Genomic DNA, 24,582 nt, shown 5'->3' on the forward strand with positions numbered 1-24,582 from the left:
TCCTAGCCACCTGGGTCCTGCCGCAACCCGGGGCCGGCTCAGCCGGTGTTCTGCAGACCGGCGGCCACGCCCTTGAGCGTGATCAGCAGCAGGTTGCGCGGATCATCGATCTCCTCGTCGGCGAGCTTGCCCGAGCGCAGCACCCGCAGGGCGCGCAGCTGGATCAGCGAGAGCGCGTCCACGTAGGGGTTGCGCAGCTGCACCGCGCGGCCCAGGACCTGATGCTTCTCCAGCAGCCGGGACTGATCGGTGATCGCCAGCACCCATTTGGAGGTCAGGTCGAACTCCTCGAGCACCACGGCGGTGAGGTCCTCGCGGTCCCCCAGCGCCAGGTACCGCTCGGCGATGCGCCGGTCGGTCTTGGCCAGGGACATCTCGATGTTGTCGATCAGGGCCCGGAACAGCGGCCATTCGGCGTAGGCCTGACGCAGCTGCGCAAGGTCCTGCACCGATTCCAGGGCGCTGCCCAGGCCGTACCAGCCGGTGAGGTTGATCCGCGCCTGGCCCCAGGCGAAGTTCCACGGGATCGCGCGCAGGTCCTCGAGGGACTCCACCGAGAGTCCGCGCTTGGCCGGACGGGAGCCGATGGCGAGCAGCCCGACCTCGTCCTGCGGGGTGACCTCGGCGAACCAGGGTGCGAAGCCCTCCGCGTTGACCAGTCCATGGAAGCGTTCCCGGGAGACGGCGTCCATCTTCTCGGCGAGCCCGGCGTAGCGCTGGGCCGCCTCGGCGTTGCGCCGCTCGGTCGAGGGCGCAGAGGCCATCAGCGTGGCGGCGGCGACCTGCTCGATGTGGCGCAGCGCGATCTCCGGGTTGCCGTAGCGCGCGGAGATCACCTCTCCCTGCTCGGTGACCTTGAAGCGCAGGTCCACCGAGTGCGGGGGCTGCGCGAGGATCGCCCGGTTCGCGGGTCCGCCGCCGCGGCCCAGCGCGCCGCCGCGACCGTGGAACTGGGTGAGCGTGATGTCGTGCTTGATCCCCCAGGCGGAGATCTTCTCCTGCGCCTCATACAGGGCGAGGGTCGCGGAGACCGGGCCGACGTCCTTGGCGGAGTCCGAGTAGCCCAGCATGACCTCCATGCGCCGGCCGGTCTGCTCCAGCCGGGCCTGCACGGCCGGGTTGGTCAGCATCTCCTCGAGGATCTGCGGGGCGTTGCGCAGGTCCTCGTAGGTCTCGAACAGCGGGATGACGTCGAGCACCGGGGCGTTCTCGGGGCCGCCGAGGGCCTTCTCGGCGAGCGTGTAGACATCGGCGAGGTTCTGCGCGGACTGGGTGAAGGACACGATGTAGCGTCGGGCCGCGTCCACGCCGTAGCGCTGCTGCACCGAGGCGATCGCGCGGAAGGTCTCGAGCACCTCTTCCCCCGGCACCGCCATCTTCTCCACCGACTTGGGATCCTGCAGCCAGGTCAGGGTCTGGGCGTGCACCTTGGAATGCTGACGGACCTCGAGCTCGGCGAGGTGGAAGCCGAAGGTCTGGACCTGCCAGATCAGCTCCTGCAGGTCGCCATAGGCGGCCCGGTTCGCGCCGGCTTCCACCAGCGAGTCCTGGACCACGCGCAGGTCATTGATCAGCTCCTCGGGCACCGCGTAGGCCAGATCGGCGTTGCGGTCCCGGGTGGCCTGGATCCGGCCGGTGATCGCGAGCAGCACCTGGCGGTGCGGCTCCCCCGGGGAGTGCTGGGATGCCTGCTCGGCGAGCTCCTCGGAGAGCTGGCGCTGTCGGTTCCACAGCGCCTCGAGCTTGCGGCTCGGCCGGGTGTAGCGGTCATCGAGGGTCAGCGACATGCCGGTGCGGCGCGCACGTTCCTCGTGGTCTGCCAGAACCCGGTCGGCGGCCTGGGCCACGGCCTTGCGGGTGATCGTGGCGGTGACGTTGGGGTTGCCGTCCCGGTCTCCGGCGATCCAAGACCCGAGTCGGATGAAGGCCGGGGCCTTGGGCGCCTGCGCGCCGGAGGCCTCGCCCTGGAGCCAGTCGTCCATCCGGCGGTAGGCCTGGGTGAACACCGAGGAAAAGGATGAGTCGAAGATTCCCAGCGCGGTGCGGACCTCATCCAGCGGCGAGGGGCTGGAGACGCGCAGCTGCGCGGTGCGCCACATGTTGTCGATCTCTTCGAGAAGCTCGCGGCGGTTCTTGGCGAGCTCGGTGGGTCCGACCCGTGGATCATCGCGCACGTCCAGGAGCGCGCCGATGCGACGGACCGAGGCGGTGATCGCGTTGCGTCGGGCCTCGGTGGGGTGGGCGGTGAGCACCGGGTGGAAGCGCAGCTCCTTGAGCCGGCGCTCGGCCTCGCGCTCCCCGACCTCGGCAGCAAGGTGGGTGAAGGCCGCGGCCACCGAGTCGCTGGGCTGCTGCTGCGCGAGCGGGAGCTCCCCGTCGCGAGTGCGCAGGGTGCGCACGCGGTGCTGCTCCTCGGCGAGGTTCGCGAGCAGGAAGTAAGAGGTGAAGGCGCGGGCGACCTCTTTGGCCCGTTCTGCGGAGAAGGAGGAGACGAGCTCCTCGGCGCGTTCCAGCGTCTCGCCGCTGGTGTCCTCGAGCGCGGCGATGGTCAGCTCCCGCAGCGCCTCGACGTCGGCGAGCAGACCCTCGGAGCCGTACTCCTGGAGCACCTGGCCGAGCAGACCGCCGAGCAGGCTGACGTCGCGGCGCATCGCCTCGGGCACCTCGTGGGTGGCCTGGACACGGGTGATGCTGCCGGTGGCCGGCGAGCTCGCCTGCGAAGGGGCGGGTGTTTCCTGGGGCATGTGAATCTCCTTCTCGGATGCTTCACGTGACCCCATCGTCACGCTGATGAACTTGTCCTGCTTCTGAGCTGCAATGACGTCTGGACGTCCGGGACAGCGGCGGCGCCCCGACCTGGCTGCGCTCACTGTGTCCGAGGCAACACGTTATCAAGCCTGGTGGCTGCCTCGAAGTCGGCCGTCATCCGGCTGGACGGAAAGGTGCCGCGGGTCAGCCCCATTCCGCTTCTCGCAGCGCGCGACGGCGGTGCTCCAGCTCCATCAGCTCGCGGTTCAGCGCCTGGTGCTCCTCGGGATTGTGCGAGGCGTCCATGCGCTGGAGCCGGCCCAGCAGGTTGGCCTTCTGGTGGGTGATCTTGAGCTCGACCAGCCGGTTGAGGATGGACTGGCAGTACTTCTCCAGATGTTCGTCGCTGTTGGTGGGCAGCGAGGTCACGGCGAGCTCGGAGACGAAGGACTTGATCGGCTCCGGCACCTCGTCACGCACCGCCTGGACCCAGTTCCGCGGGTCCGAGGCGGAGGCGGCGGCGATCCGCACGCCGTCGTGGATGGCCTGGTGCACCGGTGCGGTGAAGCGGACCGTGAAGATCTCCTCCCACTGCTCTGCCGTGAGGTGGGTGGGGTGCTGCAGGATCACCTCCAGCGCCTGGCGTTCCATGAGCACGGCAGGGTCGCGGGTGTCCGGGCGCGGGTAGCCCGGGGCGCTGCGGCGCAGCTGCTCCCCGGCCTGCTCGCCGTGGCTCGGGCTGCCGCTGCGCTGGTCTCCCTGACGCTGATTCGGCTGGCCCTGGTTGTTCGCGGCGGCCTTCTCCGCCTCCAGGTGGGGCGAGGGCTGGTGCTTCTGCGCGTAGGCGACCGCGCGGGCGACGTCGTCCATCTCGGCGCCGAGCCAGCCGGCCAGCTCACGGGTGTACGCCGGGCGCATGGCCGGGTCCTTGATCGCACCGACGATCGGGGCGGTGGCTCGCAGCGCGCCGACCCGGCCCTCGATGGTGTTGAGGTCGAATTCGCGCAGTTTGGCCCGGATGGCGAACTCGAAGAGCGGGGTCTTGGAGTTGATCAGCTCACGCACCGCGTCATCGCCGCGGTGCTGACGGATGTCGCAGGGGTCCATGCCCTCGGGGCCCACCGCGATGAAGGTCTTGGCGAGGAACATGTGGTCCTCCTTGAACGCCTTCAGCGCCGCCTGCTGGCCGGCCGCATCGCCGTCGAAGGTGAAGATCACCTCACCGGCGCCGCCCTCATCGGAGATCAGCCGGCGCGCGATCCGGATGTGGCCTTCGCCGAACGCGGTGCCGCAGGTCGCGACCGCGGTCTCGACTCCGGCCACGTGGCAGGCCATGACGTCGGTGTATCCCTCCACCACGACGAGCTGGCGCTGCTTGGCGACGTGGCGCTTGGCGTGCTCGATCCCGTAGAGCACCTGCGACTTCTTATAGATCGCGGTCTCGGGCGAGTTCAGGTATTTCGGACCCTTGTCGTCCTCGTAGAGGTGGCGGCCACCGAAGCCCACGGTGTTGCCGGTCATGTTCCGGATCGGCCACATCAGCCGGCCGCGGAAACGGTCGTAGATGCCGCGCCCGCCGGAGGAGAACATCCCGGTCTCGGTGAGCTCCTCGTCGGTGAAGCCCTTGGCGCGCAGGTGTTTGAGCAGGTTGTCCCAGCCCTTGGGGGCGTAGCCCACGGAGAACTGGGCGGCGTGTTCGCGGGTGAAGCCGCGGCCGGTGAGCATCTCGCGGGCGGTCTGCGCCTCGGGACTCTGCAGCGCGGCCTGGAAGAACTCATCGGCGATCTTGTGCGCGTCCAGCAGCCGCTGGCGGCGCCCGATCTCTGCCTTGTCGGGGCCCTTGCCGCCGTCCTCGTAGCGCAGCTCGATGCCCAGCCGGCCGGCGAGCTTCTCCACGGTCTCCTGAAAGCTGGTGTGGTCCATGCCCATCAGGAACGCGATCACATCTCCGGATTCCCCGCAGCCGAAGCAGTGGAAGGTCCCGACCCCTGGGCGGATGTGGAAGCTCGGGGAGCGTTCGTCGTGGAAGGGGCACAGGCCCTTCCAGGATCCGATGCCGGCACCCTTGAGCGTCACATACTGCTCGACGACCTCGCGAAGGTCTGCGCGCTCACGGACGGCATCGATGTCTTCACGTTTGATCAGTCCGGCCATGGCTCTAATCTACTCGGCGGGGCCAAATGGCGGCGGCGGTCTTCGGCCCTGTGGAATGCGGCCGGCCAGGGGTGCGGCGCTGTGCAGCGACCCGGATGATCGGCTCGACGCGGAGGATCGGGCGGCACCTCGTTAGGCTGGGCAGCATGACTGAGCTTTCCGGACGTGAGCGGGTGCAGGCCGACGCCGATTCCCGCGCGGTGACCCTTGAATTCGTCCAGCGCGGACCCGCCTCCTCCCTGGAGGAGGCCGCCGAGAACCTCGGGGTCTCGCCGCGGGAGATCGTGAAGACCCTGGTCGCGAAGGCCAAACTGACCCAGTCCTCCACCGAGCACAGCTACGTGGTGGCGCTGATCCCCGGGGACAAGCAGGTGGACTGGGCGAAGCTGCGCCGACTGGCGGGGATGAAGAAGATGTCGATGACCGCGCCGGAGGAGGCTGTGGCGGCCACCGGGTACCACCCGGGCACGATCACGCCGTTCGGCGCCCACACCCCCGAGGGGAAGATGTGGCCGGTCTACGCCGATGAATCGATCTCCGGGCGGATCGCGATGGGAGCCGGTGAACCGGATCTGAACCTCTTCGTGGAGGCCGAGGAGCTGTTCGCAGCCTTCGACGTCGTCCTCGGCGACATCGGCAAGTAGCGCCGCTCCCCGATTTCGTTGAGGGGCTGATTCTCCGAGTAGTTCAGGGGTCCAGCCGCATGAGATGCCCGGAAAATCCGCCCCTCAACGAGAAGAAGGCCGCACCTCCACCGCGAGGGTCAGGCGAAGAGGCGGTTGAAGACCGGGCGGCCGTGGACCAGGGTGGCGTACCATTCCAGCGCCGCGCCGTCGGTGAGCGAGGCGATCTGGTCGATGATCGCGCGCTGCCGTGCCGCCTCATCGGAGGCCGCGTGGAAGTCGGCCTGGAAAGGCGGCTCCAGGAACTGGTCGCCGGTCTCGCTGAGCAGCCCGTGCAGACCCTCGATGACCTCGCGCTGCCGGGCGTAGACCGGCTTCTGCTCGCGGGAGGCCATGATGTAGGTCGCCGCGATGCCCTTCATCAGCGAGACCTCCTCCATCGTCTCCTCCGGGACCACCAGGTCAGCCTCGTGACGGACCAGCGGGCGGTCACCGTAGACCTCGCGGGTGGCGGAGAAGATGGCGTGGGAGAACCGCCCGATCAGCTCGCTGGTCATGTTCTTCAGCGCGGCCAGCGCCCGGCGCGAGCCGTCAGACTCCCCCACCCAGGAATCCGCCGTGGAGAGCCGATCCAGCGCCGCCTCGATCCGGGCCGGGTCGGTCTCGGGCAGATACCAGTCGCGGGTGGTCTGGACCACGCGACGGCGCTGCAGCGGGTCGGCGAGGAACTTCAGCTGGAACCGGCCGTTGACCACGCCGTCCTCGATGTCGTGCACCGAATACGCGATATCGTCCGCGGCGTCCATCACCTGGGCCTCCATGGACTTGCGCCGACCCTCGACCCCCTCCCGGATCCAGGTGAAGACCTCGACGTCGTCCTCGTAGGCGCCGAACTTCGCACTGCGGCTGCCATCGGGCAGGGTCGGGGCCTCATCGGCGCGCCAGGGGTACTTCACCGCGGCGTCCAACGAGGCGCGGGTCAGGTTCAGCCCGGCGGAGCGGCCGTCGGGGTGGAAGCGCTTGGTCTCCAGCCGGGTCAGCAGCCGCAGCGTCTGGGCGTTTCCCTCGAACCCGCCGTACGGCGCGGCCAGCGCGTTGAGCACCGTCTCCCCGTTGTGCCCGAAGGGCGGATGGCCCAGGTCGTGGGAGAGGCAGGCGGCGTCGACGACGTCGGGGTCACAGCCCAGCAGCCGGCCAAGGTCCCGGCCCACCTGGGCGACCTCCAGCGAGTGGGTCAACCGGGTGCGGGAGAAGTCATCGACGTCGGGCGAGACCACCTGGGTCTTCGCGCCGAGCCGGCGCAGCGCAGAGGAGTGCAGCAGCCGGGCCCGGTCCCGCTCGAAGCTGGAGCGGTACACCGACTTGCCGTGTTCGGGCACCCAGCGGGCCTCGTCGGCCTCGGTGTATCCCGGACGCAGGGCCGCGTAGCCGCCCTCTACTCGCTCCACGTTCTGCGCAGTCATGGACCCAACCCTATCCGCCGGAGATGTCGACCTCTGCGGCCTGGATCATCTCGCGCTGCACCTCGTTGAGCTCCTGGGACTCCAGCCAGTCCTGCGGCAGGTGCACCTTCTTGGGTGATCCGGCGCGGCCCCGCGGGCCCTCGGCGTCGGCCCCGGGGTAGCTCAGGGACTGGTCCAGCTGGCCGAGCAGGTCTTCAAGCTGGGCCATGGACTCCACGGCCACCAGCTGGGTGCGCAGCTGCGAGCCCACCGCGTAGCCCTTGAAGTACCAGGCCACATGCTTGCGGATGTCCTGCATGGCCTTGCGCTCGTCGCCGTCGAAGTACGGGACCAGCATCTGCGCGTGGCGCAGCAGGGTGGCCGAGACCATCGGCAGATCCGGACGGTGCCGCTCCGCGCGGCCCTCGAAGGCGGCCTGGAGATCACCGAAGAGCCAGGGTCGGCCCTGGCAGCCGCGGCCGACGACGACGCCGTCCACCCCGGTCTGCTCCACCATCGCGAGGGCATCCTCAGCGGACCAGATGTCCCCGTTGCCCAGCACCGGGATGTCAGGCAGAGACTCGCGCAGCGCGGCGATCGCGGACCAGTCGGCCTGCCCGGAGTAGTGCTGCCGGGCAGTGCGCCCATGCAGTGCCACCGCGGCCACGCCGGAGTCTCGGGCGACCTTGCCGGCCTCGATGAAGGTCAGGTGGTCCTCGTCGATGCCCTTGCGCATCTTCACGGTCACCGGGATGTTCGCCTTGGCGGCTTCGCGCACCGCGGTGGCGACGATGGACTCGAAGAGCCGGATCTTCCAGGGCAGCGCGGAGCCGCCGCCCTTGCGGGTGACCTTGGGGACCGGGCAGCCGAAGTTCATGTCGATGTGATCGGCCCGGCCCTCCTCGACCAGCATCCGCACCGCGTGGCCGGTGGTGACCGGGTCCACCGAGTACAGCTGCACCGAGCGTGGGACCTCGTCGGGTTCATGCTTGATGATCCGCAGCGATTCGGGCCGACGCTCCACCAGGGCGCGCGCGGTGACCATCTCATTGACGAAGAGTCCGCCGCCGTAGTCGCGGCAGAGCCGCCGGAAGGCGGTGTTGGTGATCCCGGCCATCGGGGCCAGCACCACCGGGGTCTGCACCGTGATCGGTCCCAGGTTCAGCGGGGGCAGCAGCGCGGTGCTCGACGGGGAGCCCGGCGCGGCGGCGGCACCGGGCACGGCGGTCTCGGTGGCCTCGACGGTCATCGGCTCCCCGCTCAGGCTGCGTCTTTGGCGTAGATGAGCGCCTCGAAGTCGTACTCGGCCTCACCGGCTGCGATGAGCTCATCGGTGACGGCCTTCAGCGGCACCATGGCGTCGTCGACCTCGACCTTGACCGGGAAGTGCGCCGAGAGCAGCGCGAGCATCGCCCGGCAGGCGGTCTCGGCGTCGGGGTCCTGAAGGGCGGTGTTCCAGCCCAGCAGCACGTCGGCGGGCTCGTCGGTGCGCTCGGAGGTGTAGCTGATCGCGAAGGCCAGGATCCCGTTGTCTCCGCCCTCGGAGGTGTCGCGCAGCACCACGGCCCCCGAGGCGCCGGTCTCCGGGCCCAGCAGCATCTGCTGCGCCTTGCCGATGGTCATCTCGGCGCGGTCCCAGGAGTGCACGGTGTTGTAGAAGTCCGCGACCAGCTGGGTGAGCTCCACCGATCCGGTGGCGAGGTCTTCGAGATCGAGTCCCGCGCTGTCCAGATCCGGCAGCGAGATCGCGCCCGGCTGGACGACCACCTGGCGGGAGGCCTGGATCTTGGTGAAGCCGTTGTCCTTCAGGAAGCACTGGGCGGCGGAGCGCTTGGCCACCCGGGCCTTCAGCGACTGGACCGCACAGTTGGGGACCTCCGCCTCCAGGATCTGCAACATCTGCGCGCCGACGCCGCGACGGCGATGGTCCGGCGCGACCTCGGCGTAGAAGGAGAGCCGGTCCGGGTGCAGCGAGGAGCGGAAGATCGTCGCCGCGGCCACGGGCAGGCCCGCGTCCTCGGCCACGATGCAGCGGGACCAGGGCTCGTTAGAAGAGGGCCGCAGCAGGCTGCGGTCCTGGTGGTGCATCGAGCTCTCCGGGTCTCCCCAGACCTGGAGCAGCTTCAGGTCGTCGCCGTCGGCCCAGGGCCGCACGGTGAGGCCGGAGTCCAGGGTCAGCCGGGCCGGGTTCACGGGGTGAGCCGCGACGTCGCGCTCAGTACTCATCACATTTCCTTAGACGAGAGCAGTAGATGTCGTTCAGACCAAACAAGCAATGGTAGTCCCGCACCCGCGCCCGGACAAAGCGCGCGCCGCCCTGCCGCCGGCTCAGCCCAGCAGCTTCACCGCGAGGTAGGACTGGACCTTGTCCAGCGAGACCCGTTCCTGGGTCATCTCATCGCGGTCCCGGATGGTGACCGCCTGGTCCTCGAGGGTGTCGAAGTCCACGGTGATGCAGAACGGGGTGCCGATCTCGTCCTGGCGACGGTAGCGGCGCCCGATGGCTCCGGAATCGTCGAAGTCGATGTTCCAGTGCTGGCGCAGCTGCTGGGCCAGGTCCTGAGAGACCCCGGCCAGCTCGGGCTTCTTCGACAGCGGCAGCACCGCGGCCTTCACCGGGGCCAGCTTCGGGTGCAGCTTGAGCACGGTGCGGGTGTCCACCCCGCCCTTGGTGTTCGGCGCCTCGTCCTCGGTGTAGGCGTCGACCAGGAACGCCATCATGGCGCGGGTCAGGCCGAAGGAGGGCTCGATCACGTAGGGGGTGTAGCGGGTGCCGCTGGCCTGGTCGAAGTACTGCAGCTTCGCGCCGGAGGCCTCGGTGTGGGAGTTCAGGTCATAGTCGGTGCGGTTGGCCACGCCCATCAGCTCGCCCCATGCGGAGCCGGCGAAGTCGAAGCGGTATTCCAGGTCGATGGTGCCGGCGGAGTAGTGCGCGCGGTCGTCCTCGGGCACGTCGAACTTGCGCAGGTTCTCCGGGTTCAGACCCAGATCGGTGAACCAGTTGTAGCAGGCGTCGACCCAGTGCTTGAACCACTCGTCGGCCTCATCCGGGTGGGTGAAGTACTCGATCTCCATCTGCTCGAACTCGCGGGTGCGGAAGATGAAGTTGCCGGGGGTGATCTCGTTGCGGAAGGCCTTGCCGATCTGCCCGATGCCGAAGGGCGGCTTCTTTCGGGCCGAGGTCACCACGTTGTTGAAGTTCACGAAGATGCCCTGGGCGGTCTCGGGGCGCATGTAGTGCAGCCCCTCCTGGTCATCCACCGGGCCCAGGAAGGTCTTCATCAGGCCGGAGAACTGCTGCGGCTCGGTCCACTTGCCGGGCTGGCCGGTCTCGGGGTCGCGGATATCGGCGAGGCCGTTCTCCGGCGGGTGCCCGTGCTTGGCCTCATAGGCCTCGATCAGGTGATCGGCGCGGTAGCGGCGGTGGGTGTGCAGCGACTCGACCAGCGGGTCGGAGAACGTCTTGACGTGGCCCGAGGCGTGCCACACGGCCTGCGGCAGGATGATCGCGGAGTCCAGACCGACCATGTCGCCGCGGCCGCGGATGAAGGTCTGCCACCATTCGGCCTTGATGTTGTCCTTGAGCTCCGTCCCGAGGGGTCCGTAGTCCCAGGCAGAGCGGGTGCCGCCGTAGATCTCTCCCGACTGGAACACGAAGCCGCGGCGCTTCGCCAGGGAGATGACTTTGTCGAGTGCGGTCTCTTTGGCCATGTGGCAGATACACCTCAGGTAGAACGGGGATGAACACAGATTGCGTCAGCTTATCGCGCGCACGCACCGGGCTCGAATACGGCTCGGTCGCCGGACCGCAGACCCCGGCCTCAGCCTCGGCCCCAGCCCCAGGCTCAGCCTCAGCCTCGGCCCCAGCCCCAGGCTCAGCCTCAGCCTCGACCTCAGGCTCAGCCTCAGGACCTCAGGCTCGGGACTTCGGCCCGGGGCGGCCGCGCAGGATGTCCGGCAGCGAGGCCAGGACCACCGCGAGCAGGGTCAGCCCGGTCCCCAGCACGGTCGCGGTGGTGACCAGCGAGCCGGGGGTGGGCAGCAGCACGTCGAGCAGCAGCGAGCCCAGCAGCTGCCCGGCGATCATGCCCATCGCCGCGATCAGCACCCCGACCCGGGTGACCAGCAGCGCACCCAGGGCGATGAAGATGATCCCCAGCGGTCCGCCCAGGTAGTGCCACCAGGTCAGCGACAGCGCCGGATCCACCCCGCTGACCACCGCCTTGCCCGCCCAGACCAGCAGCAGGAACAGCGTGCCCGCGAGGAAGTTGAACAGCGTCCCCGGGGCCGGGGACTGGTAGGCCGCCGAATGCCGGCCGTTGATCGCCTGCTGTGCCGCCTGCAGGAAGCCACCGGAGAGCGGCAGCAGCACCAGGGCGAGCCAGGCGGGTCCCTGCCCGGAGGCCACCAGCTGTGGGGAGACCGCCCAGAGCACCGCCAGCACGGTCAGCGCAGCACCGCCGACCCGGAACGGGTTCAGCCGCATCCGTCCGGCGGGTCCCAGCCCGATCCGGTCCCAGAGCAGCCCGCCCAGGGTCTGCCCGGTGACCACCGCCACGGTGAACACCGCGACCCCGATGAGCCCGATGCTCAGCGTCTGGGTGAGCACGAAATAGGCGCCCACGCAGCCGGCCAGGAAGTACCACCAGCGGATCCGCCCCTCGCGCACCGCCGGGGCGACCCGACCGAGTGCCCGCCTTCCGCGGCCGGTGCCGAAGGTCACCAGCAGCAAGATGACGCTGCCCACACTGAAGCTGATGGTCGCGGCGAGGACCGGGTCGCCGATCTCTGTGGTCAGCGCAGCATTGACCCGGCCCTGGGCGGGGATCGCCGCACCCGAGGCGAGCATCAGCAGCAGCAGAAAGACCCAGACCAGCGGGGAGCGGGGGGCCGCTGCGGTGTAGGCAGAACTCATGGGCCTCACTTTAGCCAGAGCCTTGCCCCACGTTTGACCGGAGCGGCATGACAGAATCAGCCCATGAGCCATGAAGTGTCTGAGGTCCCGATCCGCGATGAGTCCATCCGTCTGGGTCAGCTGTTGAAGCTCGCCGGCGTGGTCGAGAACGGAGCGATCGCCCGCGAGGTGATCGACTCCTCCGGCGTCCGGGTCGACGGCGAGGTGGAGACCCGCCGCGGTGCCCAGATCAAGCGTGGACAGCTCGTGGAGTTCAACGGCGAGCCCTTCGGCCTGCCGGGTGCACGCCTCATGCCCGTGGGGGACTGACGGACCTGAATCCGTCTCCCTGACACCGCGTGTACAGTGCCTCTAGGAGCCTGGCCCACGCGGGTGCGCCGGGCCTCTCAAGACTTTCTTCTGCGAGGTGCCTGCCGGTCTCGATGACCGGCGCCGGGGGGCTGCGTCTCGCCCTGTGAACTAGGGGTGCGGTTGCGCATTTGCATCATCGCTTCGAGCCAGTTTCCCATCCGGGAACCCTTCGCCGGGGGGCTCGAGGCTTTTACCCACACGGTGGCCAAGAAGCTCATCAGCAGGGGTCATTCGGTGACCCTGTTCGCCGCAGGCGGCAGCGACCCGGAACTGGGCGCTCAGATGCTCCTGCCCGAGCGTCTGGAGCTCACCGCCGCCGCCCGCTCTGACGTCGGCGCGATGCCGGTGGCCTGGATGCAGCAGCATCACGCCTACCTGGGTCTGATGCTGCGCCTGGCCGAGTCCAGGGACTTCGACGTGATCCACAACAATTCGCTGCACCACCTCCCGGTGGCCCTCTCGGCGCTGGTGCCGACGCCGGTGCTCACCACCCTGCATACTCCCCCGACCCCCTGGCTGGAATCGGCGATGAGCTACGCCGCACCCTCCTCGGTGTTCACCGCGGTGAGCTCGGCCACTGCCAAGGCCTGGGCGGGCTCCGTCACGGCCAGCGTGATCCCCAACGGGGTCGATACCGACGTATGGCATCCGGGGCCCGGCGGCAACGACTGTGTCTGGACCGGACGCATGGTGCCCGAGAAGGCCCCGCACCTGGCCATCGACGCCGCGCGCGCCGCAGGTCGCAGCATCGCCCTCGCGGGACCCATCCTGGACCGCAGCTACTTCGAGGAGCAGGTACAGCCCCGGCTCGGCGATGACGCGGTATACGTGGGGCATCTGCGCCACACCGAACTGGTCGAGCTCGTCGGCTCCTCCGCGGTGGCCGTGGTGAGCTCCCAGTGGGACGAGCCCTATGGCCTTGTCGCCGCCGAGGCGATGTCCTGCGGGACACCTGTGGCGGCATTCCCGCGCGGCGGACTGGTCGAGATCGTCACCGAATCCTCCGGCGCTCTCGCCGCAGACGGCTCCGTAGCCGCCCTCGCCGAGGCGATCGCTCGGGCCGCTCGCTGTGATCGCACCCCGGTGCGCCAGCGCGCCGAGGGCGATCTCTCGCTGGAACGCATGGTCGACGACTACGAGCGGCTCTACGCCCAGATGGCCATGGAACCCGCCACCCAGTCCACCGGCCCCGCCCGATGATCGGCTGGTACATCCACCACCAGGGCCGCGGACACCTGCACCGGGCCACTGCGGTGGCCCAGGCCGCCGCACTGCGGGGGGTGCAGATCACCGGGCTCTCCTCGCTGCCCCAACCCGCGGACTGGCCGGCCGGAGCCGGCTGGGTCCAGCTGGAACGCGATGACACCGCCGAGCGCGGCGGGTTCCGCGACCCCACCGCGTCCGACGCGCTGCACTGGGCGCCGGTGCACCACCCCGGGCTGCGCCGGCGCAGCGCAGAACTCTCAAGCTGGATCGATCGGGCTGTCCCCAAGCTGCTCGTGGCGGATGTCTCGGTGGAGATCGCGCTGCTGGCCCGGCTCCATGGGATCCCGGTGATCACCGTGGCGCTGCCCGGAGACCGCACGGACCCCACGCACCGGCTCGGCTACGAGATCTCCGCCGCAGTGGTGGGGATGTGGCCCGCGCAGGCCGCCGAGATCTTCGCCGGGGCACCGGAGGTCCGTGCGCTGGGCGGGCTCTCCCGCTTCTCCCCGGAACCCCCGAGATCGAACCAGCCCGGCACAGCCGAGAGCGAGCCTGCGGATCGGCAGCTCGAGATCCTGGTGCTCAGCGGAGGCGGAGGCGGTGCCGTCAGCGAGGCTGCCATCGGGCAGCTGCGCCGGACCCTGCCGCAGGCGCGGCTGAGCATCCTGGGCGGCGAGTCCTCCTGGAGGGAGGACCCCTGGCCGCTGTTGACCCGCGCCGACCTGGTGCTCGCCGCCGCCGGCCAGAACTCCATCGCCGAGGTCGCCGCCAGCCGGACCCCCGCGCTGGTCACCGCGCTGGACCGCCCGCACCAGGAACAGACCCATATGCTCGCCGCTCTTGAACGGGGCCCGTGGCCGGCGCTGCGCACCCCCGATCCAGCCGACGACGCCGGCTGGGACCAGGCCGTGGCGCGGGCCTTGAGCCTCGACGGCGCGGACTGGGCCAGCTGGTGCGACGGCGCGGCGGCGGAGCGGTTCGCCGAGCTGCTGGCCTCCATGCCGACCCTGCAGACGCCGGACCCGACCCGCCTCACCGGGGCGACCCGATGATCCGATCAAGCACGTCCACCTCTTCCCACCCCTCCCGCCAGACAAGCCAGACCAGCCCGTCCGAGCAGACCAGCCCGCCAGGCCAGACCGGTCCGCGCGCCGTCGTGATCACAGCTGTGCACGAGCGTGGCGTCCATCTGCGTCGTCAGCGCGCCGCGCTCGCACTCAGCGATCAGGCCCCGATCACGCATGTGGTGGTGGCCATGGCAGACCCCGAGATTCTCCGGCGGCTGGCGCCGGACCAGCCCATGAGCACCGATGCTGCGCTGCCCATCGAGGTGCTGGAGATCCCACGAAGCGCCGGGCGGCTGCCACTGGCCGCAGCCCGCAACGCCGGTGCCTCCCGCGCCCTGGAGAGTCTCGCCGGCCCCGAGGACCTGCTGATCTTCCTGGACGTGGACTGCATCCCGGACCCCGGGTTGATCAGCGCCTATCTCGACGCCTCGCGTCTGAGGCCGGAGGATCTGCTCTGCGGGCCGGTGGCGTATCTGCCCGAGCTTCCTGGGGAGACGCTCGACGCGGCCTCGGCGCAGGAGCTCGCCGAATGGGCTGCCCCGCACCCGGCCCGGCCGGCGCCGGAGCCCGGGGAGATCCGCACCCACGGCGAGCACGCGCTGTTCTGGTCGCTGTCCTTCGCGGTGCGTCGGGAGGTGTGGGAGAAGATCGGCGGCTTCGATGAGGCCTATACCGGCTACGGGGCCGAGGACACCGACTTCTCTTGGCGCGCCAGGTCCCACGGGATCGAGCTGACCTGGGTGGGCGGCGCCCGCGCCTTCCATCAGCACCACCCGGTCTCACGACCGCCGGTGGAGCACCTCAACGACATTCTGCGCAACGGTGCGCTCTTCGCGGACCGTTGGGGGCACTGGCCGATGGAGGGCTGGCTGCAGGAGTTCGAACGCCTGGGCCTGGTCCGGCGTGAGGGTGCGGACTGGGTCGCGACCGGAGATGCCCGGCGATCAGCGCAGAACGCGGCTGGAAGCCCGACGTGAGCATCCGGGTGGCCTCGGTGCCGGCATCCCACGTCTACATCCGTCACCTGGGACACCCGCCGGAACCAGAGCTCGAGGCCGCCCTCGGGGCTGCACACGCGCCGCCAGCCCCGGTGCACCGGCTGCCGGACCCGCCTTCGCCGAGGGACGACCCGCCCACGGGTGCTCCATGGTGGCCCCCGGCGATGCTGGACGCAGCCTGGATCAAGGCGCACGAGTTCGATCTGATGCACATCCACTTCGGCTTCGACGCGCAGACCCCGGAACAGCTGCATGAGGTCTTCGATGCGCTCGACGCCCGGGGCAGGCCGCTGGTCTATACGGCGCATGATCTGTGGAACCCGCACCAGGAGGATCCGACGCTGCATGATTCCCAGCTCGAGGTGCTCTTCGCCCGCGCCCGGGAGGTGATCACGCTCAGTGAGCAGGCCGCCGCGGAGATCTGGCGACGCTGGGGCGTGAAGGCGCAGGTGATACCGCACCCACATGTGGTCGACCTGGACCTGATCAGCGGTTATACAGAGAAGCCACGGCGGCGGACCGATGAGTTCCGACTCGGCATCCACCTGAAGAGCCTGCGGGCCAACATGGTCGGCGTGGAGGTGCTCGCGGCGGCGATCCAGGCGCTGCGCGAGATTCCGCGCGCGGTGCTCCAGGTGGATCTGCACCGGGATGTCTTCGAGGCGTCGGGAGCGCGGCACGACGCCGAGCTGGTCGGCTGGCTGCAGCGTCAGGACCCGGAGCTGGTGGAGATGAAGGTCCATGACTTCTACACCGACGCCGAGCTCTTCGACTACCTCTCCGGGCTGCACGCCTCGCTGCTGCCCTACAGGTTCGGCACGCATTCCGGATGGATGGAAGCCGCCCACGATCTGGGCACCACGGTGATCGCCCCGGACGTCGGCTGCTACCACAGCCAGGGAGCCGACTTCCTCTACCGCTGGCAGAGGGGCGCCCTCGACGCGCCGAGTCTGCACCGGGCGGTGCACGCCGCAGCGGAGTCCAGCACCGCAGACTCCGACACTGCCAAGCCCTGGCTGGCTCCGGCGGCGCGGCTGCACTGGCGGCGCGAGCAGCGGCGAGCCATCGCCGCCGCCCACGCCGAGGTCTACGCCAGGGCGCTCAGCGGGAGGTGAGCACCGTGTGGGTCAGGAACTCCCCCACGTGGCTGATCTCCTGGGGCACCACGCCATGCCCGGCCCCGGCGTAGAGCACCTTGGTCAGCTTCACCGTCTTGGTGGCCCAGCCGTGCGTGTACTCCACATGCTCCGCCGGAATGATCGGGTCCTCCTGGTCGCGACCCCAGAAGAACGGGACCTTCGCGGCGGCCAGCGCCTCGTCGTCGAAATAGTCCTCGATCCCCTCTCCCCGGGTGGGGTCCACGGCGAAGCCGGAGAGCCCGACGACGGCGGCGAACTCCTCCGGGCGGCTTCGCAGCAACGAGGTGGCCACCGCCATCCCCATGGAGAATCCGAGCAGGGTCACCGAGCTGTGCTGGTCCTTGACCGAGGCGATCCACTCCCAGAGGTCCTCCACCGCCTCCCGGGCCGCCGAGGACGAGTAGACCAGCCGCTCCACGTCCAGCTCGAACCAGGTGTAACCGCCGACCTCCATCTTCACCGGCGCGCGCACCGAGGCGTAGGTGAAGCCGGCGGGCAGGCCGGGAACCAGGCCCATCAGGTCCTGTTCATGGGAGCCGTAGCCGTGCAGCAGCACCACCAGCGGGGTGTCGGCACGGTCTTCGGGTTCGCGGGACCAGGCGACGTGCGGGGATTCAGACATGAAGAGACCTTTGCGGGACGAGAAGAATGACAGACCTACTCTAATCAGCCCACGGGTGGATGCGTCGGGCGGGGGTCATCGGAGAGAATGCACCTGTGAGCGAAACCGATGAGACCCTCGAAACACCTGACCTGCCCGCCGACGCCGGGATTCCAGCGACTCCGCGGCACCCCTGGACCCGCTATGTGGCCCTGGGTGACTCCTTCACCGAGGGGATCGGGGATCCGGATCAGACCCGACCGGGCTACCACCGCGGCTGGGCAGACCGAGTGGCCGAGGAGCTCGCCCTCGGCGCCGCCGCTGTGGAGGGATCGCCTAAATTCTCCTACGCCAATCTGGCGGTGCGCGGAAAGCTGATCGGCCAGATCCGCGATGAGCAGCTCGCCCCCGCGCTGGAGCTGCGACCAGATCTGATCACCCTGTGCGCCGGCGGCAATGACGTGATCCGCCCGGGAGGTGACCCGGACGAGACCGCCCGGATCCTGGACACCATGGTGCAGATCCTGAGCACCACCGGGGCGACCATCGTGCTGTTCAACGGCCCCGATGTGCGCGAGACCCCGGTGGTCGGCTCGATCCGCGGGAAGGTGGCGATCTTCAATGAGAACGTGCGCACCATCGCGGCCCGCCACGATGCCCTGGTCGCCGACATGTGGTCCCTGCGCGAGCTGACCCGCCCCGAGATGTGGGACGAGGACCGGCTGCACTTCTCCGCGCTGGGCCACCACACCATCGCCCGCATGGTGCTGGACACGATGAACGTCGAGCACGATCTCGAGCCCTCTGAGCCGCGACCTGTCCCGGTGCAGAGCTGGCGTGCCGCGCGGGTGGGCGACGCCGTCTGGGCGCGACACCACCTCTTCCCCTGGGCGGTCCGGCGGCTGCGCGGACGGTCCTCCGGAGATGGGATCCACGCGAAGCGACCGACATTCGAGCCGCTCTTCGGAGGCTCCATGCCCCCGGGCGGCGGCGCCGCAGACGCCTGAGCCGGGGCCGCGGGCTGCGCCCTTGGCGGGCGCGCAGTACAGCTCAGCCGTCCTTAGCCATGTCGTAGTGCTGCAGCACCAGGTTCTCCACCAGCTGCGCCACCATGTAGAGCACCAGGGAAACCAGCGTGATCACCACGACCAGCGCCCACACCCGGGTGTTCTGCGAGCGGCTGACCGCGGAGACCACGGCATACCCGATCCCCTCTCCGGTGGCCAGCCATTGGGCCAACAGCGCCCCGGTGAAGGCCCCGGGCACCGAGATCCGCACCGCGGAGAAGAACGCCGGCAGCGCCGAGGGTGCCGCGACCCTGAGCAGGATGTCCCAGGTGGACCCGCCGTAGACGGTGACCACGTCGCGGATCTGGGGTGTGACCGAGCGCAGCCCGAACACGATGGTGACCAGCGCCGGGAAGAGCACCACGATCCCGCCCATGGCGGCGACCACGGCGGTGCCGCGGCCCAGCGCCAGGATGATCAGCGGCGCCAGTGCGACCAGCGGCACCGAGCGCACGATCATCGCCAACGGCATCACCGCCGATTCCACCACCCGGCTCATCACGATCCCCACCGCGATCACCACGGCGGCGATCATCCCGGCGGTGAAGCCGATGGCGGCGTCGCGCACGGTGACCGCGGCGAGGCCCCACATCTCGGCGCGGATCGCGGCGGCGTCGTCCTCGAGGAACAGGTGCTCGTAGACGTCCAGCGGACCCTTGCCGACGAAGTCGGAGACCTCGAAGACCCGGAGCAGACCGACCCAGAGCACCAGGATCACGGTGAGCATGATCGCGGTGTTGCCGAGCGTGCTCAGCGCGGTGCGGGTGAGGGATCCTGCGCGGACCCCGCGGGAGGCCTCCACCACTGGGGCTGCGCTCATCACACTGTTCCCTTCGACCATGGTGCTGCCACCTTTCCGATCAGACCGAAGAGCGCGTAGGCGCCGCCCGCCACCGCCGCGCAGAGCAGGCCGATGGCCCAGGCGCGTTCCACGTCCAGGTTCTGCTGGGCGATGATCAGCGCCAGACCGACGCCCTGCCGGACGCCGCCGACGTATTCGCCCAGGATCGCGCCGAGCAGCGCGGCCGGGGCTGCGATCTGCAGCGCGTTCAGGATCGCCGGAAGCGCCGCGATGAGCCGTACCTTGCGCAGTTGGGTGAGCCGGGACCCGCCGTAGACGGTGACCACGTCGAGGCTGGCCGGGTCTGCAGACTTCAGCCCCAGCAGCGTGCCCACCACGGTGGTGAAGAAGACCGCGAGCACCGCCAGCGCCACCGCGGTGCCGGAGGGCTCCCCGGTGGCCGGGGCGCCGATCACGATGTAGAGCACCGGGGCGACCGCGACGATCGGGATGCAGTAGCTGATCACCGCGATCTGGGTGATCAGCCGTTCGGTCCAGGGCAGCACCAGCACCACCGAGGCGAGCAGGATCGCGATCAGGTTGCCCCAGAAGAAGCCGATGGCGGCCTCCTGGATGGTCACCGAGAAGTGTCCCCAGTAGAACCCGAATCCGTCGCGGATCAGCGCCTGGATCACCCCCGCCGGGGACGGGACCCGGGCCTCGGAGAGCACGGTCAGCGCCGCGGCCCACCACAGCAGGATCACCGCGCCCAGTCCGGCGAGGCTGTAGAGCGCGGCCCGGCGTCGGTCGATCTCGGTGTTCATCCTGACCGGCCTCCGCCCGAGTTCTCCGCAGATCCGAAGAGCAGCTCAGAGGCCTGGTCATGCAGGGCGTGGAACTCAGGCGTGCGCATCATCGAGGGGGTGCGCGGTCGCGGCAGGTCCACGTCGATCACCTCGGCGATCCGACCGGGGCGGGCGCTCATCACGGCCACCTTGTCGGAGAGATAGATCGCCTCGGCGATGCCGTGGGTGACCATCAGGGTGGTGGCCGGCTTCTCGGTCCAGATCCGCAGCAGCTCGTCGTTCAGCCGCTGCCGGGTCATGTCATCCAGCGCGCCGAAGGGCTCGTCGAGCAGCAGCACCGAGGGCTGGACCACCAGGGCCCGGGCGATGGAGACACGCTGCCTCATGCCCCCGGAGAGCTGGCCCGGCTTGGCCTTCTCAAAGCCGTTGAGCCCGACCAGGTTGATCAGCTCGGAGACCAGCGCGTCGTCGGGCTTCTGCCCGGAGACCTCGAAGGGCAGCCGGATGTTCGACGCCACGCTGCGCCAGGGCAGCAGCGCCGCATCCTGGAAGGCGATGCCCAGTTCGCTGTCGCTGCGCAGCTGGGCCGGGGTCTTGCCGTCGACCAGCGCGGTCCCCGAGGTCGGGTCCTCCAGCCCGGCCAGGACCCGGAGCACGGTGGACTTCCCGCAGCCCGAGGGTCCCAGCAGTGAGAGGAAGCTGCCCCGGTCGGTGTGCAGGGACACGTCCTGAAGCGCGGTGAGCGTCTCGCCGCCGCCGAGCTTGAATGATTTGGTCAGTCCCTCGATCCGGAGCCCGGTGCCGGACGGGGAGCTCCCCGGTCCGGCACCGGGCTGTTCGGCGCTCCTGGCGCCACCGGCCAAGGATTCCTGCCGCTGCGATGCGGTCATCATGGCCTCAGCTCACGCTCCGTCGGGGATCTCGCCGAGCTCGGGCTTCTCCTCGAGCAGCGAGAGGTCGAAGAGCTCCTCGGCGGTGACCTCGACGCCGGCACGCTCCAAGCTGTCCACGCTTTCGCCCTGCAGATCCTCAGAGATGGTGAACAGTCCGTTCTCGCGGACCTCGTCGGTCACCACCAGATCCACCTGGATCTCTGCCTGGCGCAGCTCCTTGTCCATCTCCAGGTCCAGGTGCTCGCCGTAGACCTCCACCGCAAGCCGCGCGCCCTCCTCCGGGTCGCTCACCGCGTCCTGCCAGCCCTGGGCCTCGGCCTCCAGGAAGGACTTGATCAGCTCGGGCTCCTCCTCGATCATCTGCTCGGAGGTGATGAAGGCCTCGGCGACGAAAGGCAGACCGTTCTCGCTGAGCATCAGGTCGGTGACCTCGTGCCCCATCAGCTCCACGGTGATGGACTCGTTGATCACATAGGCGAAGAAGCCGTCCACCTCCCCGTCGATCAACGGGGCGGGGTCGTACTCCACCGGGACCATCTCCACCGACTCGGGGTCGATGTCGTTGACCTCCAACAGCGCTTCGAAGAGCGCCTCGTTGCCGCCGGCCTGCACGCCGATGGTCTTGCCCACCAGGTCTGAGGGGGAGGCGATGTCCCCCTCGTCGGAGAGCGAGAGGATGGTGAACGGGTTGCGCTGATACTTCGCGCCCACGATCTTCAGCGGCGCATCCTCCTGCGCGATGATCTCTCCGGTGGCCACGGCGTTCGAGGTCCCGAAGGTGGCCTCCCCCGAGGCGACCATGTTCTCGATCGGGCCGGGGCCGGGGATGAATTCGACCGTCTCGAACCCTGCCTCCTCGTAGTATCCGTTCTCCTGGGCGAAGAACTCTCCGGCGAACTCGGCATTCTCGATCCAGGACAGCGCGATGCTGATGTCTCCATAGCTGGCATCCTCACCGTCTTCTGCGGCGGCGGAGTCCTCGCCTCCGCAGGAGGTCAGGGCCAGCAGGCCCACGGCGGAGAAGGCGCTGAGCCGGAGTCGGCGGTGGTGGGTGCGGTTCTTCATGGGATTCTCCTTCATCAAGGGTGCGGTGGGGTCGGGCAGCAGTCGGTTCAAGCAGCCGTGGGGTCAAGCAGCGGCATCGGGGGCGGGTGGTCAGTTCAGGCCCTGCATCGCAGCGGCGGCGGCCGCGTGGCGGGGAAGCACGTCGGCGAGCTCGCGCAGCGTCAGCTCTCCGGACTCGATGAGCGGGGTGCCGGCGACCAGCACGTACCAGCCGCGGGCGGGCCCGGAGCGCAGCCAGCCCTCCACCGGGTCGGTGAGCGCCCCTGCCTGGGACAGCGGTGCGGATTCCCAGATGACCAGGTCGGCGCAGGCGCCGGGGTGCAGGTGGCCGATCTCCTCGGACCAGCCGAGGTTCGCGGCAGACCCGGCGGTGGCCATGGAGAGGGCCTCGCGGGCGGACATCGCCGCGGGGCCGTTGCGGTAGCGGGCGAGCAGCATCGCGCCGCGGGTCTCCATCCAGAGATTGGCCGAGTCCGAGGAGGCCGATCCGTCACAGCCGATGCCCACCGGCATGCCCAGTGAGCGCAGCGCCTGGGCATCGGCGGTGTCTCCGGCGAGGATCATGTTGGAGCTGGGGCACTGGGTCGCGCTGACCCCCGCGGCGGCGAGCCGCTGGTTCTCCTCGGCGCTGCCGTAGACGTAGTGCGCCACCCAGGAGCGCGGCGTGGCCCAGCCGACGTCCTCGAAGTACTCCACCGGACGCCGACCATAGACCTCCAGCGCGTAGGTGTCCTCGTCCTTATCCTCGGCCAGATGGGTGTGCAGCCGCACATCGTGCTTCTCGGCCAGCTCGGCGGTGGCCCGCATGATCGACTCGCTCACCGAGAACATCGAACACGGTGCCAGCGCTACCCGTGTCATCGCACCGGGGGCCGGGTCGTGGAAGCTGGAGATCAGCCGTTCGGAGTCGCTCAGGATGGTCTCCTCGTCCTGGACCACCGACTCCGGTGGCAGCCCGCCGTCCTTGACCGAGCGGGTCATCGAGCCGCGGTTCGCCATGAACCGGAACCCGATCTCGGTGGTGGCCTTGATCTGGGCGTCGATCAGATTCGGCCTGGGGTGGACGTACATGTGGTCCGAGGAGGTGGTGCAGCCGCTGAGCAGCAGCTCCGCGCAGGCCACATAGGTGGAGAGGTAGGTGGACTCCTCATCCAGCGCCGCCCAGCGCGGGTAGAGCGTGCTCAGCCACGCGAAGAGCGTCCCGTTGATCGCCGGGGCGAAGGCCCGGGTCAGGTTCTGGTACATGTGGTGATGGGTGTTCACCAGGCCCGGGGTCACCAGCCGGCCTCCGGCGTCGATCACCCGAGCCGCCGCGGGTGCCGGGAGCGTGGAGGGCCCCGCGCTGTGCACCCGGCCAGCGTCCAGCGCGATCCAGCCGTCGTCGATCTCTCGGCCTGCCGCCAGCGCCTGCTGCTGGGCATCGGTGCCGGCGCCTGAGGCCTCGAGCACGATATAGGCGTTGGTGATCAGCGTGTCGACGCGCGTCTGGGCCGGGGGCATCCGTCCTCCTGAAAGTAGATTGGCCCCAACCTATGAAACGGATGTTTCTTCCTTCATCCTGCCCGGTTACGGGCATGTAAATGCCGATCCTGTAACGGCCCCGTAACCCGCACGTGCCTATGCTGGAGGCCGATCCCACGTCCCTTTCCGCATCGCTGGCCACCGGAGGAGCAGACCCCATGCTTGATCGCCTCAGCTCCTATCTGGACTGTCTCCAGGACCCCGAGAACTGGGCGGTGGCAACGATCGTTTCGGTCCGCGGTTCCTCGCCGAGCCCGGTCGGCACCTCCATGGCGGTCTCCGCCGACCTGCGGATCATCGGGTCGCTCTCCGGAGGCTGCGTGGAATCGGCAGTGGCGGTCTCCGCCCAGGATGCGCTCGCCGCAGGCGGGGTCCGCCGGGAATTCTTCGGGCCCGACGGCACCCCCTTCGGCGTTGCAGGCCTCGGCGTCGCCCTGACCTGCGGCGGTGAGATCGAGGTGCTGATCCAGCCGCTGGCCACCGCGGACCTGGGGGCCCTCCGAGCGCTCGCGGGCCAGGATCCACGCACCCCCGCGACCCTGACCCGAGAGCTCCAGGACCGCGATGGTGCGCGGTTCACCGTGACGGAGCACCGCGCGGGCGCCCCGCGGCTGATCCTGAGCGGGGTCCATGACTTCTCCTTCCACCTGGCCCAGCTGGGCCTGCAGGCCGGCTGGCGCGTGGAGCTGGTCGACCTGCGCCCCGCCTTCGCCACGAACGAGCGCGTCCCCGCCGGTGCCACGCTGCACCTGGGCCACCCGGCCAGCGTGATCACCGAGCTGCTCGACCAGGACCTGGACCAGGACTGGGATCAAGACTCCTGGACCGGGATCTGCGTGATGACCCACCACCCCGACCTCGACGTGCCGGTGCTGGACACGGCCCTGCGCTGGCAGGCCCAGCGGGCCGACGACGCAGCCCGCTGCTTCATCGGGGCCATGGGATCACGCAGCTCGGCCCGGCGCCGGGATGCCGCCCTGGCCGAGCTGGGCCACAGCCAGGCCGCCCGAGACCGAGTGGTCGCTCCGCTGGGCCTGGACCTCGGCGCGCAGACCGCCCCTGAGACGGCGGTGTCGATGATGGCCCAGCTCATCGCGGCCAAGAACGCACCCGCCAGCGCCGCACCCCTGACCCGGGGCAGCGGAGCGATCAACACCTTGCGGCCACACAGCGTGAGCCTCCTCGAAGAGATGGCAGTGTGACAC

Annotated in this window: 21 protein-coding genes; 8 read left to right on the forward strand and 13 right to left on the reverse strand. The window is 69.5% G+C overall.

Features of this window, described 5'->3' with window-relative positions; translation table 11 throughout:
* Nucleotides 1–38: 38 nt before the first annotated feature.
* Together EV640_RS00595 and dnaG are read right to left on the reverse strand one after the other, a co-directional pair.
* Nucleotides 39–2,744, reverse strand: a complete 2,706-nt coding sequence (locus tag EV640_RS00595; RefSeq protein WP_133725469.1) for a phosphoenolpyruvate carboxylase — start codon at nucleotides 2,742–2,744, stop codon at nucleotides 39–41.
* Between the two features lie 208 nt (nucleotides 2,745–2,952).
* Nucleotides 2,953–4,902 (reverse strand): DNA primase, encoded by a 1,950-nt coding sequence (gene dnaG / locus EV640_RS00600; RefSeq protein ID WP_133725470.1) that lies wholly within the window; start codon nucleotides 4,900–4,902, stop codon nucleotides 2,953–2,955.
* A 146-nt stretch (nucleotides 4,903–5,048) separates the two neighbouring features.
* Here dnaG and EV640_RS00605 point away from each other — a divergent pair, with 146 nt between their 5' ends.
* Nucleotides 5,049–5,546 (forward strand): aminoacyl-tRNA deacylase, encoded by a 498-nt coding sequence (locus tag EV640_RS00605; RefSeq protein ID WP_036474301.1) that lies wholly within the window; start codon nucleotides 5,049–5,051, stop codon nucleotides 5,544–5,546.
* A 119-nt stretch (nucleotides 5,547–5,665) separates the two neighbouring features.
* On the opposite strand, the gene EV640_RS00610 is transcribed toward EV640_RS00605, so the two are convergent.
* The 5 genes from EV640_RS00610 to EV640_RS00630 all read right to left on the reverse strand — a co-directional run bounded on the left by EV640_RS00610 (nucleotide 5,666) and on the right by EV640_RS00630 (nucleotide 11,882).
* Nucleotides 5,666–6,988: a deoxyguanosinetriphosphate triphosphohydrolase gene (locus EV640_RS00610; protein ID WP_133725471.1), complete on the reverse strand. Its 1,323-nt coding sequence runs from the start codon at nucleotides 6,986–6,988 to the stop codon at nucleotides 5,666–5,668.
* Between the two features lie 10 nt (nucleotides 6,989–6,998).
* On the reverse strand, nucleotides 6,999–8,216 hold the full coding sequence (dusB, locus tag EV640_RS00615; RefSeq protein WP_133725472.1) for a tRNA dihydrouridine synthase DusB: 1,218 nt from the start codon (nucleotides 8,214–8,216) through the stop codon (nucleotides 6,999–7,001).
* A gap of 11 nt (nucleotides 8,217–8,227) precedes the next feature.
* Nucleotides 8,228–9,193, reverse strand: coding sequence for a GNAT family N-acetyltransferase (locus EV640_RS00620; RefSeq protein WP_133725473.1), 966 nt, complete (start codon nucleotides 9,191–9,193; stop codon nucleotides 8,228–8,230).
* A gap of 102 nt (nucleotides 9,194–9,295) precedes the next feature.
* Nucleotides 9,296–10,678, reverse strand: a complete 1,383-nt coding sequence (locus EV640_RS00625) for a glycine--tRNA ligase (RefSeq protein WP_133725474.1) — start codon at nucleotides 10,676–10,678, stop codon at nucleotides 9,296–9,298.
* Nucleotides 10,679–10,880: 202 nt separating this feature from the next.
* Entirely contained in the window at nucleotides 10,881–11,882 is a 1,002-nt protein-coding gene (locus EV640_RS00630) for a DMT family transporter (protein ID WP_036474307.1), read from the reverse strand.
* Nucleotides 11,883–11,945: 63 nt separating this feature from the next.
* Here EV640_RS00630 and EV640_RS00635 point away from each other — a divergent pair, with 63 nt between their 5' ends.
* The 5 genes from EV640_RS00635 (at nucleotide 11,946) to EV640_RS00655 (ending at nucleotide 16,619) form a co-directional block, all read left to right on the forward strand.
* On the forward strand, nucleotides 11,946–12,191 hold the full coding sequence (locus EV640_RS00635; RefSeq protein WP_036474309.1) for an RNA-binding S4 domain-containing protein: 246 nt from the start codon (nucleotides 11,946–11,948) through the stop codon (nucleotides 12,189–12,191).
* A 156-nt stretch (nucleotides 12,192–12,347) separates the two neighbouring features.
* Nucleotides 12,348–13,433, forward strand: a complete 1,086-nt coding sequence (locus tag EV640_RS00640; RefSeq protein WP_036474311.1) for a glycosyltransferase — start codon at nucleotides 12,348–12,350, stop codon at nucleotides 13,431–13,433.
* A complete protein-coding gene (locus tag EV640_RS00645; RefSeq protein ID WP_133725475.1) occupies nucleotides 13,430–14,491 on the forward strand; it encodes a glycosyl transferase in 1,062 nt (353 codons plus the stop codon). Before EV640_RS00640 ends, EV640_RS00645 begins: the two co-directional genes overlap by 4 nt.
* Complete coding sequence (locus EV640_RS00650) at nucleotides 14,488–15,483, forward strand: glycosyltransferase family 2 protein (protein ID WP_084479399.1); 996 nt, start codon at nucleotides 14,488–14,490, stop codon at nucleotides 15,481–15,483. The genes EV640_RS00645 and EV640_RS00650 overlap by 4 nt, the downstream gene beginning before the upstream one ends.
* On the forward strand, nucleotides 15,480–16,619 hold the full coding sequence (locus EV640_RS00655) for a glycosyltransferase family 4 protein (protein WP_166645826.1): 1,140 nt from the start codon (nucleotides 15,480–15,482) through the stop codon (nucleotides 16,617–16,619). Before EV640_RS00650 ends, EV640_RS00655 begins: the two co-directional genes overlap by 4 nt.
* Here the strand turns inward: EV640_RS00655 and EV640_RS00660 are convergent.
* Entirely contained in the window at nucleotides 16,606–17,265 is a 660-nt protein-coding gene (locus EV640_RS00660) for an alpha/beta hydrolase (protein WP_036474315.1), read from the reverse strand. The two genes, EV640_RS00655 and EV640_RS00660, sit on opposite strands and share 14 nt — an antisense overlap.
* Nucleotides 17,266–17,360: 95 nt before the next feature.
* Here EV640_RS00660 and EV640_RS00665 point away from each other — a divergent pair, with 95 nt between their 5' ends.
* Nucleotides 17,361–18,251: an SGNH/GDSL hydrolase family protein gene (locus tag EV640_RS00665; RefSeq protein WP_036474394.1), complete on the forward strand. Its 891-nt coding sequence runs from the start codon at nucleotides 17,361–17,363 to the stop codon at nucleotides 18,249–18,251.
* A gap of 43 nt (nucleotides 18,252–18,294) precedes the next feature.
* Here EV640_RS00665 and EV640_RS00670 read toward each other — a convergent pair whose 3' ends face one another.
* The 5 genes from EV640_RS00670 to EV640_RS00690 form a co-directional block, all read right to left on the reverse strand.
* The gene (locus EV640_RS00670) at nucleotides 18,295–19,131 is read right to left on the reverse strand and encodes an ABC transporter permease (protein ID WP_243832173.1); all 837 of its coding nucleotides are present in this window, start codon (nucleotides 19,129–19,131) and stop codon (nucleotides 18,295–18,297) included.
* Nucleotides 19,131–19,916 carry an ABC transporter permease gene (locus EV640_RS00675; protein ID WP_036474317.1) on the reverse strand — a complete coding sequence of 262 codons (786 nt, stop codon included), beginning with the start codon at nucleotides 19,914–19,916 and terminating at the stop codon, nucleotides 19,131–19,133. The genes EV640_RS00670 and EV640_RS00675 overlap by 1 nt, the downstream gene beginning before the upstream one ends.
* Complete coding sequence (locus EV640_RS00680) at nucleotides 19,913–20,791, reverse strand: ABC transporter ATP-binding protein (protein WP_235180949.1); 879 nt, start codon at nucleotides 20,789–20,791, stop codon at nucleotides 19,913–19,915. Before EV640_RS00680 ends, EV640_RS00675 begins: the two co-directional genes overlap by 4 nt.
* 9 nt (nucleotides 20,792–20,800) lie before the next feature.
* Nucleotides 20,801–21,856 (reverse strand): ABC transporter substrate-binding protein, encoded by a 1,056-nt coding sequence (locus tag EV640_RS00685; protein WP_133725478.1) that lies wholly within the window; start codon nucleotides 21,854–21,856, stop codon nucleotides 20,801–20,803.
* A 90-nt stretch (nucleotides 21,857–21,946) separates the two neighbouring features.
* Nucleotides 21,947–23,356: an amidohydrolase family protein gene (locus tag EV640_RS00690; RefSeq protein WP_133725479.1), complete on the reverse strand. Its 1,410-nt coding sequence runs from the start codon at nucleotides 23,354–23,356 to the stop codon at nucleotides 21,947–21,949.
* 179 nt (nucleotides 23,357–23,535) lie between these two features.
* Between EV640_RS00690 and EV640_RS00695 the strand changes: the two genes are divergently transcribed.
* A complete protein-coding gene (locus tag EV640_RS00695; RefSeq protein ID WP_166645827.1) occupies nucleotides 23,536–24,579 on the forward strand; it encodes an XdhC family protein in 1,044 nt (347 codons plus the stop codon).
* The last annotated feature ends 3 nt before the right edge of the window (nucleotides 24,580–24,582 follow it).

This window comes from Nesterenkonia aurantiaca (assembly GCF_004364585.1).
In the GTDB taxonomy this organism is placed as follows: Bacteria; Actinomycetota; Actinomycetes; order Actinomycetales; family Micrococcaceae; genus Nesterenkonia; species Nesterenkonia aurantiaca.

Excerpts from the sequence above, each read along its gene's own strand:
- EV640_RS00595 (WP_133725469.1), bottom strand. The coding sequence starts at position 2,744 with ATGCCCCAGGAAACACCCGCCCCTTCGCAGGCGAGCTCGCCGGCCACC.
- dnaG (WP_133725470.1), bottom strand. The coding sequence starts at position 4,902 with ATGGCCGGACTGATCAAACGTGAAGACATCGATGCCGTCCGTGAGCGC.
- EV640_RS00605 (WP_036474301.1), top strand. The coding sequence starts at position 5,049 with ATGACTGAGCTTTCCGGACGTGAGCGGGTGCAGGCCGACGCCGATTCC.
- EV640_RS00610 (WP_133725471.1), bottom strand. The coding sequence starts at position 6,988 with ATGACTGCGCAGAACGTGGAGCGAGTAGAGGGCGGCTACGCGGCCCTG.
- dusB (WP_133725472.1), bottom strand. The coding sequence starts at position 8,216 with ATGACCGTCGAGGCCACCGAGACCGCCGTGCCCGGTGCCGCCGCCGCG.
- EV640_RS00620 (WP_133725473.1), bottom strand. The coding sequence starts at position 9,193 with ATGAGTACTGAGCGCGACGTCGCGGCTCACCCCGTGAACCCGGCCCGG.
- EV640_RS00625 (WP_133725474.1), bottom strand. The coding sequence starts at position 10,678 with ATGGCCAAAGAGACCGCACTCGACAAAGTCATCTCCCTGGCGAAGCGC.
- EV640_RS00630 (WP_036474307.1), bottom strand. The coding sequence starts at position 11,882 with ATGAGTTCTGCCTACACCGCAGCGGCCCCCCGCTCCCCGCTGGTCTGG.
- EV640_RS00635 (WP_036474309.1), top strand. The coding sequence starts at position 11,946 with ATGAGCCATGAAGTGTCTGAGGTCCCGATCCGCGATGAGTCCATCCGT.
- EV640_RS00645 (WP_133725475.1), top strand. The coding sequence starts at position 13,430 with ATGATCGGCTGGTACATCCACCACCAGGGCCGCGGACACCTGCACCGG.
- EV640_RS00650 (WP_084479399.1), top strand. The coding sequence starts at position 14,488 with ATGATCCGATCAAGCACGTCCACCTCTTCCCACCCCTCCCGCCAGACA.
- EV640_RS00660 (WP_036474315.1), bottom strand. The coding sequence starts at position 17,265 with ATGTCTGAATCCCCGCACGTCGCCTGGTCCCGCGAACCCGAAGACCGT.
- EV640_RS00670 (WP_243832173.1), bottom strand. The coding sequence starts at position 19,131 with ATGAGCGCAGCCCCAGTGGTGGAGGCCTCCCGCGGGGTCCGCGCAGGA.
- EV640_RS00675 (WP_036474317.1), bottom strand. The coding sequence starts at position 19,916 with ATGAACACCGAGATCGACCGACGCCGGGCCGCGCTCTACAGCCTCGCC.
- EV640_RS00680 (WP_235180949.1), bottom strand. The coding sequence starts at position 20,791 with ATGATGACCGCATCGCAGCGGCAGGAATCCTTGGCCGGTGGCGCCAGG.
- EV640_RS00685 (WP_133725478.1), bottom strand. The coding sequence starts at position 21,856 with ATGAAGAACCGCACCCACCACCGCCGACTCCGGCTCAGCGCCTTCTCC.
- EV640_RS00690 (WP_133725479.1), bottom strand. The coding sequence starts at position 23,356 with ATGCCCCCGGCCCAGACGCGCGTCGACACGCTGATCACCAACGCCTAT.
- EV640_RS00695 (WP_166645827.1), top strand. The coding sequence starts at position 23,536 with ATGCTTGATCGCCTCAGCTCCTATCTGGACTGTCTCCAGGACCCCGAG.